The organism is Blautia wexlerae DSM 19850 (genome assembly GCF_025148125.1).
In the GTDB taxonomy this organism is placed as follows: Bacteria; Bacillota; Clostridia; order Lachnospirales; family Lachnospiraceae; genus Blautia_A; species Blautia_A wexlerae.
This window is the reverse complement of record NZ_CP102267.1, coordinates 535,007-551,636: the sequence shown is the minus strand read 5'-3', so window position 1 is coordinate 551,636 and position 16,630 is coordinate 535,007. Positions and strand designations below refer to the sequence as shown.

Sequence of the window (16,630 nt, the reverse complement as noted above, 5' to 3'; positions counted from 1 at the left end):
TTTTCACCCTCCTTAATTCACAGAAATTGCGCCGAATACACAATTTTCCAGACATGTTCCGCACTTAATACACTTGGAGGTATCAATGCTGTGAGGCTCTTTCTTATTGCCTGTGATCGCACCAACCGGACAGTTTCTCGCACACTTGGTACATCCTTTACATTTCTCAGGATCGATCACATAAGAACGCATTGCCTTACATACATGAGCCGCGCACTTTTTATCAACAATATGCTCTACATATTCATCTCTGAAGTTTCTTAATGTGGAAAGTACAGGAAGCGGTGCACTCTTTCCAAGTCCGCAGAGTGAACGGTCCTTGATAAAGTTTCCAAGATGCTCCAGTTTATCCAGATCCTCTACTTCACCCTTTCCGTCTACGATCCTCTCAAGGATTTCAAGCATACGCTTGGTGCCGATACGGCAGGGACCACATTTACCGCAGGATTCTCTCTGGGTGAAGCCCATAAAGAAACGTGCAACCTCTACCATACAGGTATGTTCATCCATAACTACCAGACCACCGGAACCAACGATCGCACCATATTTCTTAACAGAGTCGAAATCAAGAGGTACATCCAAATGTTCTTCTGTCAGACATCCACCGGATGGTCCACCGATCTGAACAGCCTTAAACGCAGCACCGGATTTCAGTCCTCCGCCGATATCAAAAATGATTTCTCTTAAGGTTGTTCCCATCGGGACCTCGATCAGACCTGTATTCTCAATAGAACCTGTCAGTGAGAAGGTTTTTGTTCCAGGTGATCCCTCTGTACCGATACTTCTGTACCAATCTGCACCTTTGAGAATAATCTCCGGAATATTTGCATAAGTTTCTACGTTATTCAGAACAGTAGGTTTCGCCCATAATCCCTGTTCAACTGTACGGGGCGGTTTTACACGGGGCATGCCTCTGCTTCCTTCGATAGATGCAGTCAGGGCAGAACCCTCGCCACATACGAAAGCTCCTGCACCACGATTGATATGCATATGGAAGGAAAATCCTGTTCCAAGGATGTCATCGCCTAACAGTCCCACTTCTTCCAGAACTGCGATAGCGTGTTTCAGTCGTGCTACAGACTGAGGATACTCCGCACGTACATAAATATAACCATGCTGTGCTCTTACTGCGTAAGCTGCAAGCATCATACCCTCGATCAGACGGTAAGGATCACCTTCCATTACAGAACCATCCATAAATGCTCCCGGGTCACCCTCATCACCGTTACAAACCACATAATGAACAGGATCAGCCTGGCGTGCTACCTGAATCCATTTCTTACCTGCCGGGAAGCCGCCGCCACCACGTCCGCGGATACCGGATTTATCAACCTGATCAATAACCAGATCCGGATCCATCTCAAACATTGCTTTCTCCAGAGCCTGGAAACCGCCGCTTGCTATGTACTCATTCAGAGATTCTGCATCAAACTTACCACAGTTCTTCAAAACAATACGGGTCTGTTTCGCGATAAACGGAATATCTTCCGGTCCGCGGCTTACTTTACCGCCTTTCTGATAAAGCAGTCTCTCGATAGTCTCATTACCCTGAACACTCTTCTCAAAAATCTCCTGGCAGTCTTCGATCTGAACCTTCGTATACTGGATCACATCGTCGCCTTTCTGGATACGAACAAGTGGTCCAAGCTCACAGACACCCTGACATCCTGTTTTCTTTACACCTACATGTGCATCTTTGTCATGAGGTCCAAACTCAATGGTAACTCCCGGAGCATCTTTGGCAATCTCCATGAATTTCTCATAGATTTTCTGAGAACCGGTTGCCACACATCCGGTACCTGAACAGACAAGAATACGACAGTCATAAGAATTAAGTTCTTTCACAGCTTCTTCTCTGATCTGCTCCAATACTTCCTTATTCTGGATCATCCCTGTTCGCCCCCTCTCAGTTTATCAATCAGCTCATCTGCCTTCTCCGGAGTCATTCTCGGATATACCTCTTCATTGACCATCATAGTCGGTGCAAGTCCGCAGGCACCAAGACAGGAAACTGTTTCCACAGTAAACATCATATCGTCTGTCGTCTTCTTTGTCTTTGACAGCCCCAGTTTCTTATAAAGTTCCTCCAGAACCGGTATTGATTTTCTTACATGACAGGCTGTTCCGTCACAGACCTTGATCACATATTTACCTTTCGCATCAAATGAGAAATTCTCATAAAATGTGGCAACACTGAACGCTTTCGCTTCTGTCACACCGATCTGCTCCGCAACATATGTAAGCAATTCTTCCGGGAGATATCTGTACACCCCCTGAATATCCTGCATGATCGGAATCAGTGATGCCGGCTTTTTACCATAGAAAGCAATGATCTCATCCGCTTTCTGATAAAATGACTGATCTAGCATTTCGCACCCTCCTTATACCTGTTTTTCTCTTTTTATTGCACTCTTTACATATTGTAACGTTAATTATATGCCTTTTTCGTCATTTTCACAAGCGCATTTATAGAAATTTTCTAATTTTTTATCATTTTCCTCTATAGATGTTTGTTTTGTTTGTTTAATTTTTATCAGCTTTGTTCAATGATAAACCATCTCAGATGTACACCAAACTAAACTGAACTGCCACTCTTTCTCTAGAGCATGTCTGAAAAAGGCTTTCTGCAAGATGTGCGTCACAATCAGTCCTAACAAAAAACAGACCACATTTTATGATCTTTGTTTCATAAAATGTGGTCTGCCTGTTTCATGCGTTCTTTTTATTGAGCCTGGAAATAATATCCGACACCCCATTTGGTGTGTACATATTTCGGTTCACTTGGATTGGTTTCAATCTTCTCACGGAGACGGCGGATATGTACATCCACAGTACGTACATCACCCGGATACTCATATCCCCATACAATGTTCAGCAGGTTCTCACGACTGTATACTTTATTTGGATTAAATACCAGAAGCTCCAGTACATCAAATTCCTTTGCTGTCAAATTAATCTCTCTACCTGCAATAAATACACGTCTGCCTTCACAGTCCATACGAAGATCGCCCACCTGAATGCTCTTTGCCTTTTCTTTCTCCTCGTGGTCGCTTCCCGCACGGCGCATGATCGCTTTGATACGTGCCTTAACTTCCAGGATATTGAACGGTTTGGTGATATAATCATCCGCACCATATTCAAGACCAAGGATCTTATCCATATCCTCGCCCTTAGCTGTCAGCATCACGATCGGCACATTGGAAAATTCGCGGATCTGCTGGCATACTTCCAGCCCGTCCATCTTCGGCAGCATCAGATCCAGAAGGATAATATCATATTTTTTATCTTTTGCTTTCTCTACTGCCTCTTCTCCATCATAAGCGCAGTCTACCTCCATACCATCCTGTTCCAGACTAAAACGGATTCCTTTTACGATCAGTTTCTCATCATCTACTACCAAAACTTTCCTGCTCATTCGGTTCTCCTTATCCTACTACTATCTCATCTTTTATCTTTGCAAAAGTACCTTCTTTGATACCCTGTACATTCATAATATCCTCTATCGCAGCAAATGGCCCGTTCTCTTCTCTGTAGGCAATGATCGCCTGCGCACGTGTTGCACCGATCCCCGTCAGCGTAGTAAGCTGAGCTTCATCTGCTGTATTTATGTTAATCCTGTTATCCTGCTGAACCTGAGCGGTCATCCCCGTGTTCTGCCCTGTCCCGGCACTTCCATTCATCTGTCCATCTGATGCTCCGGACATCTCTGCCGGATCCAGTCCCTGCCGCTCCATCTCTTCCTGTGTGAGAATATAAAGCTGCTGTCCGTCTGTCAGAACTCCTGCACGGTTTACACAGGTTAGAGCTGCCTCGGGAAGATATCCTCCCGCTGCCTCAATCGCCTGAAACACCCGGCTCCCGGCTGCCAGCTGAAAAACTCCCGGATTCGCAACTGCTCCGCAGACATCAACATAGATCATTGCCTGCTGCATTTCCTTATCAGAAACTGCTTCTGACCCATTATCTATATCAGCATCTGAAGTATGTTTCCCGGAATCACTTCCTGTCCCATTACCTGCATCTGAACCATCTGATTCTGCCTGTTTTTTCCGGAACTCTGCAGAATTGCCACCATCATTCTGTCGGTCCTCTGTATCAGCTTTCTTCTCATCTGTATCTTTCTTCGACTTCTGTCCTGATGTTTTCTCTTCTGATGACTCCGCATCCACCTCTGCTTTCGCTTCCTGCAGTCCTTCAATCAGAAACTGTGCCTCTCTGCTCTTACATCCTGTCAGTCCTGTAAGAAACAAAGTTCCACACAATATCAGCATCACAGTATAACAACATCTGTTTTTTATTTTTATCATAAGGGTCCTCCTCTTATTTCTCAGAGTAAGAGTCCCCTGTCCATAATGCCACCCTTATTGTAACGAAATCTTAATGATTTTACAATAGTAAACTCTTATTTTTGCCACTTAAATATAACAATTCCGGAAATCGCGATCAGCAATCCAAGGATTTTGCGCCATTCAAAGGGTTCTTTATCTACCCCAAACAATCCAAATAATTCAATTACATAAGCAACTGCCAGCTGCGAAATAACGATCAGCATTGCTGCCTTTGCAGGTCCAAGGGCTCCCATACTCTGGATTACTGTAATGGTAATAAACGCTCCGATCACTCCGCCAAGAAGTGTATATTTATTGTCCACCTGCCAGAGTGCAGCCACACTTTCCCGTCCTGTGAAAAGCCAGGCCAAAACACAGACTGCAAAAGCTGACAGCTGCACCCAGCCGGTCGATACCCAAAGGCTGGTCTGCTTTGTCACTTCCGTATTAAAAACTCCCTGAATACTCATCAGTGCTCCCGAAATCAATGCCACTATAAATCCCCACATAAATATGCCCTCCTGGATATATGATCATTCTGCTTACTCCGGTAATCATTTTTATGTCGAAAAGAGGCACCGCTGTTTAGCAGTACCTCTTTTATTCTTTATTATTAGTTTATTCATTCTGCGCAAAATCATGCACACAGTATAAATCCTGTTTTTATTTTTCTTTCATATAATCCATACAATTTTCCGCATTCCATGCATATCCATCCTGCTTCGCCTGTGTATAGCGGATATTTTCCCATAAGAAAAAGATACATACCAAGATACCCGTCTTCGGAATCAGCCTTTTCTTTATAAATAAGTTTCCCACTCTCTTTCCTGTAGATTCCCATTTTCCCATCTGTTTCCAGCAAAATCCCGGTATGCCAGTCCAGATATCTGCCAACAGCTTTTTTCTCTGTTTCAGTCATGGGGCAATTCTTTATTTCTGGCCTCACTCATTCTTCTGTAAATCTCCGGCTCTGTAAGAAGCCTCCTGCATTCTCTGTAAATATCCTCCATCTTCGTGCCTGCAAGCTTTAAGGTTCCGGCTTCCACACCTTCCGGACGTTCTGTTGTATCTCTCATGACCAGTACAGGTTTTCCCAGTGCAGGAGCTTCTTCCTCGATTCCGCCACTGTCTGTCATAATCAGATAACTGGCTTTCATCAGATTATGGAATTCTACCACATCCAACGGTTCGATCAGATGTATTCTCTCACATCCACCGAATTCCTCATCTGCGATTTTTCTGACCTGCGGATTCAAATGTACAGGATAAATAACCTTCACATCTGTAAATTCCTCCACGATCCTGCGTATAGCCCGGAACATATCACGCATGGGTTCTCCCAGATTCTCCCTTCTGTGTGCTGTCACAGCAATCAGTCTGCTGCCTTTTGCCCATTCTATCTCCGGATGATAAAAATCATTTCTCACCGTATAGTGCAAAGCATCAATTCCTGTATTTCCTGTGATAAAAATCTGCGCCATAGCCTTGGCAGGCCATTGCGCAGCGATTTGGTGCAATCCAATTTATAACATTTCACTTCCAGAACAAAAAATTATTTTCTAATAGTAATTTCATCAAAAACACTCATATCCGTGGTACGCACAGTTTTGATTGTAAGTGTCTTTCCCTGTATTGTAATAGCAGAAATCAGAGGTGTTTTTTCTGTTTCTCCATCATAAAAGGCAATATAGCCTTTTTTTCCACTCTCCTTCTCATAAAACTTGCTTCCAGTAGAAGATGTTCCGGACAGATATAGCGTTTCCCCCTGTTTTTTTAGTCCGGACGCATTTCCGGTGGACTTCATTCCTTTCATTAGGTATGTTCTCGCATACAGATGATCATGACCGGACAATACAAGGTCTACGTCCAATTCAGAAAATGCCTCGTTATACACTTTTCGGAGATTCAGTATTTTTTCCTCATCTGAATGCGGTCCTGCGCTAAACATTGAATAATGCATAGTAACAATAATCCATTCCGGATTTGTATTTTGAATCGCCTTTTTTAAATATTCTATCTGAGTTGCGTAACTGCCGCTGTTTGAATTCAATGCGAAAAACAGAACTCCGTCACGGGCAAAATAGTAGTTCGCATCATCCCATACACCTGGAGGCATAAACTGCTCTTCATAAATCTCCTTTACGGTGTCATGATTCCCTTTGTTTACCGCCACTGGTATATTTTTCAGTTCATCCGGACTTCTAAATTCATAGTATTCTTCTATTGCTATATCCGTTTTCGAACTGTCACTTTGGTCGCCTGCCGATATCAGAAATTCTGCATTCGGCAGAATGTGCTTTCCCACCTCCAGCGTCCTCTTCCACGCTTCTCCATCCTGCTGTACGCTTTCGCCGGCACCAATCTGGGGATCTCCGACAAATAAAAACTTTACTCCCTCTCCCTGTTTTGCAGTCGTAAAATTAAAAACTTCTGAATGTGCACCATTTTTTCTGTTACATAATCGATAGCTGTAAGTTTCACCAGCTCGAAGATTCGATAATCTTGCCTTATAACAATACTGCCCTTCTATCTCAACTCGTTCCATTTCCAACTCTGTATAATTGTAGAAGTCATCTACTTTTCTACAGTATTGTACATTATAACCTCCTTTTTGAGGCGTAAGCCAATTAACCAGCATCTGGTTGTTTGTATCACCCGGCTGAAGGATAAGACCATCGGCATCCAATGTTTCCACTTCATTCCATTCCGGCGTTCCTTTAAACTCCTTAAAGTCAAAATAGACATCAGAGCTGTCTTCATGTATCTGATGAACCTCAACTGCAATGCAGTTTGTTCCGTTTTTTAGTGCAGTAGTATTTTCTACTGAAAAAACCCTGTTCCAAGATGTTTCTACTCCCTCTTTCGCTCCATACCCGGTTCCTGGGTCATAACCTTCTGTCGGTTCATTATCTTTGTATATTTCTTTTCCATTCAGATATATGATTACAGAATCATCAAACTGTATTTCTCCTGAAAGCTGAAATATCTCTCTGGCATCGTCCACCTCAAATTCTGTTCTAAAATAATATACTGGCAGAGCCTTCTTTTTAGCAGAATAATAGTTCAGCAGATTCGAGGGATATTTTCCTCCCACACGATCATTCAGTTCTCCATAATAACTCCCAAAACTTCCCTTGGCCTCTTTCCAGTCTTCTGTCAGATATCCAGCTTCGTTCCAGCGTTTTCCGTTGCTATCAATCGACGGTTCTCCTTCCGTATCCTTATACTGCCAATATGTTATACCGGTTTCTACATAATGAAATTTTTCATCTCCTTGAATTTCCAACAGTTCATCTTCAAGTATATTTTCATCAGCATAACGGTTCTGAACGAAAGCAATACCCATTACTGCCACCAAAATAAAAAACGCAAAAGTTGTTCCTACTGCCAGTTTAAATTTCTCGTATTTCTTGTTCATACCGTGTCCTTCATTTCCATCTTTCATATAACCTTCTCCACCGATATCATACTATTCTCTATTAAGCTTCTTTCTTTCAAGAGTTCCCCATGTATCTTTGTATTTCCGATACCCGATCAGCGCGTTCATCCTCACAATCATAAGAATAAATCGCAGTCCTATCAGTTCAAATCCACTTAAAAGTATAGCTTTCAACACATCCTTCCATGATATGCGCATTTTTCTCATATACAGTCGACTGAAAAATGATATAAGCGTAAGAATGCACCCAAATGCTGCATATACCAAAAAAAACAATATCATAAAAGGTTCGTTAACCAGATTTACCACATATGAAAGGATAATCGTCAGTATTCCAAAGACTTCAATATACGGCGAAAGCAGTTCATAAATCCAAAAATATAGAAACGAAACCGCCCCTAAAAGTCCGTACTCTTTTTTCCCTACTGCATTTTTATACTTTGTCAGACTTTCAAAAAGCCCGATATGCCATCGTCTCCTTTGTTTTATCAAATCTTTGAGATTTCTCGGTACCTGGCTCCAGCAGATTGCGTCTGGCGCATACTGTATAGAATAATCAATATGATTTGATCTGCAGAAAACATGAAGCTTCACAACAAGTTCCATATCCTCTCCCATTGTGGAATCGTCATATCCACCTGCAAGAAGAACTGTTTCTTTTTTAAATATGCCAAATGCCCCTGATATAATCAGGTTTCCGTTATAGCGGTTCATAAAGATTCTGGAAGCAAGAAACGAACGCTCATATTCAAGCACCTGCATTGCTACGATCAACTTTTTAGGCATACTATAGTCACTTACTTCGCCTTTTACTAATCGGATACCATTAGATACAGCAATCTGCCCGCCACAGGCTACTACTTTATCATCTTCCAGTATCGGTTTTGCGATTTCATAAAGAGAATTACGTTGCAACATCGAATCCGCATCCATACAAATAAAATAGGGATAATTTGATATATTAATTCCCATATTCAGGCTGTCTGCCTTACCTCCATTTTCTTTTTGAACCAAAGTAATGAAAATCCCATTATAGACTGTTTCATAAATTGCCTGCTCCTTCTTGCAGTGAACTCTTTTTCTGATGGGCCTATTTATTCTTTTCATGTGGAAAGAATCCACCAGATATTCTACTGTTCGATCTGTTGATCCATCATCTACAACGATAATTTCATAAAGTTTATAATCCTGTTCCAAAAGTGAAAAAACCGTATCTACAACTGTCATTTCTTCGTTGTGTGCAGGAACAATTATACTGATGGGAATATAAAAATCATGACGGAGTGTTCCTTTCATCTTTTCGTCCATTCGTTTCTCGTAAAGTTCCGATGCTCCTACAACAACTGACAAAAAAAGGAAAGTGCTATAACCAATCAAATAAATAACAAAAAAAACGTCAACAAAAAACAAAAATAGTTTAATCGCATCCATCATCTGTACTTTCCTCCGTTCCCATAAATTTATATGCCATCATTTCTTTTGCATATATATCTTTTTCGTTCTGTATGAGCTTTCCTTTTTGTTCGTGATCAATTAATTTTCCAAGAGACTGAGCACTATTATAGCGAATATACCAGTTTCGACTTTCACAGCCTTTTTTCAACGCGTCTATAGTCCTTTTCCCTGGATACGATTCAAGGGCCAGTGCACTAAGCGCAGCATATTCCCAATCTGATTCACGCCACTCCTCAACCAGACAGCACAGATATTCCCACGCCTTGTCATACTTATACTTTCGAAAATAACGAATTACTGCCAGTCGAAGCTCTCTGTCATTTTCTTCATCTTTAAGAACAATAAGTAGTCGTTCGGTAAAGTTTCCGGATATCATTCGGAAAAAGTTTACAAAACATATTTTGTAATATGTTGAATAATGAGTCCAGTTTTTCCATAATTCTTCAGCCAGCAATTCCCTGTCTCCTTGAAAAGAAAGCAAGCCATCTGTTACCATTTTTGAGCTGTGTTCTATCCGCATTCTAGTCAAAATATGATATGCTTTTATCACGTGTTCAGGCTGTCCGCCAGCATACAAGGCATAGAGTGCATTTTCGCGGCAGTAGATAGAATGATCCGATACAAGCCATTCCATCTGAAGTGCAAACGGGTCTCTGGCTCCCGGACCACACAGATGATGCTGCTCTATGATGTATGCCATAAGTGCTTTCTCCATGCCTCTTTTTTTCATATAAGCACTACTGAGCTTATAGAACAGATCTCTGTTATTTCTGATCCATTTTTCTATATCTTCCTGTTTTCCCTTCGCTTCCAGTTCTTCTACTACCTGTTGGAATAAAATAAGTCCAGAGCTTTTGCTCAATTTTCTAGTCCAGAATTTTTCTTCTTTTTGGGATATCTTTTCGACTCCTGATGTTTCAAGCATTTCACAAAGTTTGTTCATATACTTTCTTACCATTTCAGGATCTCTTTTTCTCTTAAAAAAGTCTCTGGCGAAATAAACCAAATTAAACAATAAAAGACATATACATATGGCCATATATAAATAAATTAACAAATTTACTTGAAATACCATGAAAACTATCGCCCTTTCATATATTAACCACCCTTTAGGATTTAATCCTTATCCTTCCACAATTCCTGCAGATCGTAATATCCTTGTTTTAATCGTTCATGCCATGTGGGATTTGTGCCCCATCCTTTCAATTCAACCGTTCCCATTTTAATAGGAAACTGCACATTTGCATCTGTCCCTACACCGGCATACATCTCTGAAATTTCTATTCCTTCTATTCCATAATTTTCATAGTAATCATCATGGATCACCATCTCCGAAGGATTATAGAAGTTCAACAAAGACCATGGTAATCTGATCTCAATCTCATCCCCATTTACAATAAAATCAGATAATGAGTTGAAATCCGCCGAATCCGGATTCCCATTTCCATACGTAAGTGTTCCTGTATCAAAAGTTTCTGCACTTTCAAACCCTTCAGGGGTGATTTCAAAACTTGGATCATTTGCAACCTGCAGCATCAGATGTATCGGAACAAATTTTCCAGTATCTTTTTCAGGGACATTTAGATATGCGTCTTCACCATAAACTCTCTGAGAATACATCGCTCTTAGCGCTTCATATCTTTCCTGTACAAGAATTTTGGTATCCTCCCGCCCTGAAATAATCAGTACAAAATCCGCCTCTTGTTCAAATAGCGGCGCTATACCGTCGCATGCTGTGCTTCCTGATTTTGGTGTCGTATCAATCGGAACATAAAGTGTTTCATTTCCAAAGTGAAAATCATCCTTGTGAACTCTGAAATAAACATATTTTTCATCATACTTGCAACTAAGCGACATGGTATCCGTCTCCATCACTATATCTGTTTCTTCCCATTCCGAAACATCTCCGTCAACATAGCAGACACTCTCTACTTCACCCGGATCAAAAGACAGAATACCAAAATACTGTTCATTCGTCTGATAGTCACTCCAGTAACACGTCTTTGTCAAATCCGTATAAGCCATAGTGTTCCACGTTCGCTTGAACCATTCATCCTGCCAGGTAAACGCTACAGATCCTGCGCACCCTGATGCCATGATATCCTTGTAGCACTGTACTAGTGCTTTTCCTTGTTCCTCCTCGCTCATCCCACCTTGTGAACGCCCTGTATTTCGATCCGACTGCGCTCTTCCTCTCGATGAAGGAACTCCATATTCCGAGATAATAACCGGCATGGTATGATGTGCGTTTATTGCAGTTAGATATGCCCTATATGAGTTAAACGTCCCGTCTTCGTCTGTAAATTTTTCTCTGCTTTCAATCTTCATTCCCAGAACATCCATGAATCCGAGATAATCCGGGAAATACGGATAGATATGGTAAGACGCAAACTGTCCTGATAGAAACTCATCTGTCGTTTTTATATGCTCTACATCCACCTGTTCAAATTTTCTAAAATACCATTCTACAATCTGATCCCACTCAAGCGGATCTGTTGTTGGCCAGTTAGAAAAAGCAATCAGACGCTGACTTGAATATTTTTCCGTTTCGTATTCTATAATCTTATCCCCTACCTGCGCAAGCATTGCTTCAAAAGGCGTTGCTTCTTCTGTCGTGCGCATATATTTCCCCTCATACGAATCCCTTTCCTCCTGCATATGATCCGTAAAAGCAACTGTTGTATCTTCCCACTCCACACCTAGGATATATCCCAGCACCCATGGAGAAATATCTTTTGTATAACTCCCGCTCCCAAGATCTTCTCCTAGTGAAAAACGCTTATTTCCATGTATCATATCCACCAGAATCCTGGAATCCTTCAGAAACTCATTAAGAAAATCTTTGCTGTAGGCATCTCTGTGTGAGTAAAGAACATAATCATCGATCCATACTCCATGGATAATATAAAGTGGATCGGGATTATCATGATTAAATTCCCAGACAGCATCATAAAAATCATCCTGTAGCAGGGTGTACACCCTCACACAGTTGGCTCCCATATCCTTAATCATCCGGAACCATCTCAGATAGGTTTCCTTATCAATAGCATAATCCGTAGCAAAATGACCAGGAATTCCCACTCCCATATTAACACCGCGTATTTCAAATGGTTCCATTCCGTTCCCAGTATCCACAAGAATCTCCTTGTCTGAAACTGTTGTAAACGTTTTAACCTCTTTATTCATGTTAAAACTAAGGGTACTCCCTATCCTGTCAGAAACAAACATCCAGCAGATCACCGCTATAATGACTGCTGTACATGCTATAATAAACTTTTTCATATGTATCTCCTGTAATCTTAAACGACTCATCTTTTTCCGTTAAAACTGATCAGTGGTTAAATTTTTTAACGGCAGATTCATGACAGTATTGTTTTAATACCTCAATATTCTCATCCAACCACTCCAACCTCCCGATCAACTCATCCGTCATCTGACCCACAGCCTCCTCGTAGCTTTCCGGATTTCTTTCATCTGGATGAAGCTTGTTTCGACTGTCGAGATTCTCGGAATTAAAGCTATATCCCCATACAGCATAATTCCGATTCACAGCTTCTCCCTGATATTCTGTTACATCCTGTATATACTGCAAAATATTTTCATTGCTTAATATTCCCTGTCGGAATTCCCTATATCTATCAATAATTAAATTGATATAGTTCTCATCTTTTATCATCATCCAGAACCATGGTGCCTGTACAGAAACAAACTGTCGTATATGAAAGTCATCTTCGTTGTCCGTACTTATATTGCCGAGATCATTGTTAAAATCCCATACACATGGCTTGATTTTTCCATTTACATCTTTATAAAAATAAGTAGACAGATTCCCCGTATCATGCTGAAGAAATACTTCTGCAATAATAAAATAGTCAGCAAATTCTTCAATATCGACATAATTATTAAATCCATAAGCAAGCGTATCGTAATCATAAGAATATAACGCTTTTTCAAATTTGCTAAGATCTTTTTCAATGTAGTCCTTGATTGCAGGTGTAGTCTGCTCTTCTCCCGGATAAACAAGATCAAAAAATGAATCTTTTCTAAGTACAGATACATATTTTGTAAAATTATTCAGTGCAGATACCGGAAGACTTGTAGCATTATCAATTTCTACAATGTAGCCTGTAACATTTTTCGTTAAGTTTGGGCGCGCTATATCCACTCTTCCTTTACCCCTGCTGATAGTTTCCATCATCACATAAACTCCCTGATACGCCCCGTTCAGAATCACCTCACAAAATCTGACATCTGGTGCAAAATCCATAAGCTCACCAGAAAAATTCATAGCTATATAATTACGCATCAGAGTTTTATCTAAAAATGGGCCGTGGAGTGCCCAGTCATGTGCCGCCTCCATACCCATTATCCTTCTATCCTGCTCAGTACCATCTCCATCTACTGTCGTAACAGCGTAAGATTTTTTATCAAACCATCTCGAGGTATTTCCCCGGACTCTTATTCTTATACTTGTACTAACTGCGGGTTTGTCATTGACCGTATTATATGTATCCAGATTGTCAATAATCTGCATCGTTGCGGCAAGTTCACTTTCTCCTTCTGACGTAGTCGTATATTTTCTATGTGAATATCCTTCTTCATAATATGGCACTCCAGGAATTTCTTCAGAGGTTTCTATTTTAACCACGGGCAAATGCGTTTTTAATTTTTCTATGTCTACTGCCTCGCTGTTATACTGAGATTCTGATATTTGTTCCGCATTTATGGCTTCCTGTACATCCGGGATTGTATCTTCTACTGAAAGATATTCTTTATGTTGATGTGTTCTGTATTTTTTCCCTCCCAGTTCTATCTGAGTCCAAAACGTACCGATTACTGTAAGTGCTGCTATAATCAGTACCCAATATTTGTTTTTCAAAATATTCCTCCTTTGACTGTTTCAAGAATGACACACTAACACTATTAGTTACTAATATCATCATCCTGAGCAACTACATTCACATATTCCACGTGTTCAATCTCATATAGGCAGTCCGCAATACTCTCTGCGCGGTTGCTTGCTTTCTCAAATATTTTCAGCGGAATCTCATAAATCAGTTCTACTGTCTGTTCGGTGGTATTTTCAACTCGCAGATCAATTCTCCGTGAAAAATATTCACTAACAACAGACATAATTCTTTTATCCGTACTTCTTGCTCCCCGAACAATCAAAAGCATACGACTTTCATTCTTAATTCTGCCAAGAACGAGAAGTATCAGAAATACAATTGCACTACCGATTCCCGCTGTTATGTAATCTCCAACTCCACATGTAAGACCAACTACTACTGTCCAGAAAATATATACCGTATCTCTCGAATCCTTGATAGCCGTCCTAAAACGGACAATTGACAAAGCACCTACCATACCGAGCGATAACGCCACGTTATTACCGATTGCCGTCATAACTACTGTTGTCAGAACAGCAAGTACAACGAGGCTTGTATTAAACTTCCGACTGTATATTGTACCTGTATGTGACATATAGTATGAAAGATAAATCACAAATCCCAACGCCGCAGCAACAAGAATTTGTGTTAATATTTCTGTCATACTTAAAACTTCTACCTGCTGAATTAATTCATTTAAAAAACTTCTCATTTAACTCTCTCCTCCTTAAAATCTAAAAACTGCCTGACGGGCAAGTGCATATTTACTGACTGCCGTCTCACTTTTATTACTGATTTGCAAAATATTTTTTATATAAGCCAACAGAAAATTGTTATATTTCACCTCCATTACTACACACCCTGGATGTATAACTGGAAAACAGCCTGCATATTCTTCCAAAAATCTTCCAGTTAATTTTGACGCTGATATATTGCTGTCAAAGGTAATCCTTGTGTCATTTTCTTTGAAAACAAACGCCATTCTCTTATATTCAACAATGACTTTCGGTATATAACAATTCGTCTTAAGAACACCATAACATTCCGTTGCGAAAGGATCACTATATTCAAGAAGTACTTCATAATGTCCCTTCATTAATTCTTCAGCATGTTCTCTGGAAATAGTCAGGGAACGCTTCAACTGATTACTTCCCTGTTTTTGTTTCATCTCTAAAAGTGCTGTCCTACTTTGAGGACTGTAAATCCGCAGACGCATTTTCCTGCGACACTCAACACCCGCCAATTTTTCTTCAAAATCTTTGTTTCCCAATGTATCGAAGTACAGGGAACGTACCATATATCCATCCTTACCGTTATGAGAATCTTCTTTAAATAGTTCAGCAAACTGACGGCTAAAACGATAATACTGTTCCCCGCTTATTAGAAATTTTCTTTCCTGACGAAACACCTTTTTAATCTGCATTCTTTTCCTCCAACATCTCTCTTACGGGTCTGCTCCAATGATAATCTCTGGTCACATTTATATTTTTATATTCCTTCTGAAGTTTCTCCCAAGTCTCTTTCGCATTGTCGATTCCCTTATTCCGATAAGTTTTATTTTCTGTAAGACCATGCTTTCCAACCTCCTGAAACTCCAATATGCAATGTAACTCCTTTCCGTATTTTTCAGAAAGCGCAGCCTCTGTTCTGATTGCCTCGATTTCATTACCGCAGCTATAATTCATAACCGCTACTTCATCACAAGTCTCTTTTATTAGTTCTTCAAGCCCTGACGTCAATCCCTGATTGTCATAATGCCGTGGTATACAAATCGCTGTACGGAGATGATTTTTTTGAGTGAATTTATATCCTTTTTTCATACAGCTTATATATCTGTCCATATACTCTTCCGGATTCTCTTTCCAGGAATCCGATATATACGGTTCTATATCCAACATAACTCCGTCAAACTTCTCTTTTTCTGAAGATTGTACATTATACTGAACGATTTTTTCCAGATGTGCCAACAGCGTTGCTCCATCCTCTTCATATCCCCATTCTACAGCGCCAAGGAGTGCATACACTTCTATCTTCCTATTGTGTAAGGCTTTTACAAATTTTCCTGTAGCCTCCACTTCTGTCATTCCATTTGTCTCCTGATACCACTTGGTAATTCCAAGCTCTTTTGCAAGGTAAAGTGCCTCCTCCGGTTCACAAACAGCTTCCTCTGACCACTCGAACATTCCTGTTTCCTGATATACCTTGTCCTGTTCTTTTCCTTTTCTGACACAGCCGGATACTGTCAACATAAATATAAAAATATATACTACAGTAGCCGTTCTTCTCTTGTTTTGTTTCACTCTATCGCATCCTCCCTACATTATTCACGAATCATTTTTACCTATAGAAGGCTTGATTTCGCTACAATCGTCTACCAGATAGAGACCAATACCAAAACAATGCTCAAAATCAAGCTGACTTTTGCTTTCAGAACTTTCTGCATTGACAAATTTCCTTTCCCTTTTGAGATATTTTCTTATATATTATCATCGAAAGTAGCTTTCCCAAAATCAATAGAA

14 protein-coding genes and 1 pseudogene are annotated in these 16,630 nt (G+C 40.4%); all 15 read right to left on the bottom strand.

Going from position 1 to position 16,630, the window contains the following annotated elements:
• Nucleotides 1-12 precede the first annotated feature (12 nt).
• The 15 genes and pseudogenes from NQ550_RS02525 to NQ550_RS02455 all read right to left on the bottom strand — a co-directional run bounded on the left by NQ550_RS02525 (nt 13) and on the right by NQ550_RS02455 (nt 16,411).
• The gene (locus tag NQ550_RS02525) at nt 13-1,890 is read right to left on the bottom strand and encodes an NADH-quinone oxidoreductase subunit NuoF (protein WP_022380635.1); all 1,878 of its coding nucleotides are present in this window, start codon (nt 1,888-1,890) and stop codon (nt 13-15) included.
• The gene (locus tag NQ550_RS02520) at nt 1,887-2,369 is read right to left on the bottom strand and encodes a complex I 24 kDa subunit family protein (protein WP_008706192.1); all 483 of its coding nucleotides are present in this window, start codon (nt 2,367-2,369) and stop codon (nt 1,887-1,889) included. Before NQ550_RS02520 ends, NQ550_RS02525 begins: the two co-directional genes overlap by 4 nt.
• A gap of 353 nt (nt 2,370-2,722) precedes the next feature.
• Nucleotides 2,723-3,415: a response regulator transcription factor gene (locus NQ550_RS02515; RefSeq protein WP_025578647.1), complete on the bottom strand. Its 693-nt coding sequence runs from the start codon at nt 3,413-3,415 to the stop codon at nt 2,723-2,725.
• Nucleotides 3,416-3,425: 10 nt separating this feature from the next.
• Nucleotides 3,426-4,307, bottom strand: coding sequence for a ComEA family DNA-binding protein (locus tag NQ550_RS02510; RefSeq protein WP_025578646.1), 882 nt, complete (start codon nt 4,305-4,307; stop codon nt 3,426-3,428).
• 95 nt (nt 4,308-4,402) lie between these two features.
• A complete protein-coding gene (locus NQ550_RS02505) occupies nt 4,403-4,837 on the bottom strand; it encodes a DMT family transporter (protein WP_025578644.1) in 435 nt (144 codons plus the stop codon).
• Nucleotides 4,838-4,965: 128 nt separating this feature from the next.
• The gene (locus tag NQ550_RS02500) at nt 4,966-5,247 is read right to left on the bottom strand and encodes a hypothetical protein (protein ID WP_029676959.1); all 282 of its coding nucleotides are present in this window, start codon (nt 5,245-5,247) and stop codon (nt 4,966-4,968) included.
• Nucleotides 5,240-5,815 (bottom strand): annotated as a pseudogene (gene wecB, locus NQ550_RS02495) (non-hydrolyzing UDP-N-acetylglucosamine 2-epimerase); the annotation flags it as partial. The pseudogene wecB and the gene NQ550_RS02500, both read right to left, overlap by 8 nt.
• A gap of 65 nt (nt 5,816-5,880) precedes the next feature.
• A complete protein-coding gene (locus tag NQ550_RS02490; protein ID WP_029676957.1) occupies nt 5,881-7,773 on the bottom strand; it encodes a purple acid phosphatase family protein in 1,893 nt (630 codons plus the stop codon).
• A 24-nt stretch (nt 7,774-7,797) separates the two neighbouring features.
• Nucleotides 7,798-9,075: a glycosyltransferase family 2 protein gene (locus tag NQ550_RS02485; protein WP_226852725.1), complete on the bottom strand. Its 1,278-nt coding sequence runs from the start codon at nt 9,073-9,075 to the stop codon at nt 7,798-7,800.
• A 109-nt stretch (nt 9,076-9,184) separates the two neighbouring features.
• Nucleotides 9,185-10,180, bottom strand: a complete 996-nt coding sequence (locus NQ550_RS02480; RefSeq protein WP_025578640.1) for a HEAT repeat domain-containing protein — start codon at nt 10,178-10,180, stop codon at nt 9,185-9,187.
• Between the two features lie 158 nt (nt 10,181-10,338).
• On the bottom strand, nt 10,339-12,504 hold the full coding sequence (locus NQ550_RS02475; RefSeq protein WP_025578638.1) for a hypothetical protein: 2,166 nt from the start codon (nt 12,502-12,504) through the stop codon (nt 10,339-10,341).
• A gap of 49 nt (nt 12,505-12,553) precedes the next feature.
• Complete coding sequence (locus NQ550_RS02470) at nt 12,554-14,101, bottom strand: CotH kinase family protein (protein ID WP_025578636.1); 1,548 nt, start codon at nt 14,099-14,101, stop codon at nt 12,554-12,556.
• Between the two features lie 44 nt (nt 14,102-14,145).
• Nucleotides 14,146-14,823 (bottom strand): DUF4956 domain-containing protein, encoded by a 678-nt coding sequence (locus NQ550_RS02465; protein ID WP_025578635.1) that lies wholly within the window; start codon nt 14,821-14,823, stop codon nt 14,146-14,148.
• Nucleotides 14,824-14,838: 15 nt separating this feature from the next.
• Nucleotides 14,839-15,534 (bottom strand): polyphosphate polymerase domain-containing protein, encoded by a 696-nt coding sequence (locus tag NQ550_RS02460; protein WP_179961437.1) that lies wholly within the window; start codon nt 15,532-15,534, stop codon nt 14,839-14,841.
• Nucleotides 15,524-16,411 (bottom strand): hypothetical protein, encoded by an 888-nt coding sequence (locus NQ550_RS02455; RefSeq protein ID WP_025578632.1) that lies wholly within the window; start codon nt 16,409-16,411, stop codon nt 15,524-15,526. Before NQ550_RS02455 ends, NQ550_RS02460 begins: the two co-directional genes overlap by 11 nt.
• Nucleotides 16,412-16,630: the final 219 nt, after the last annotated feature.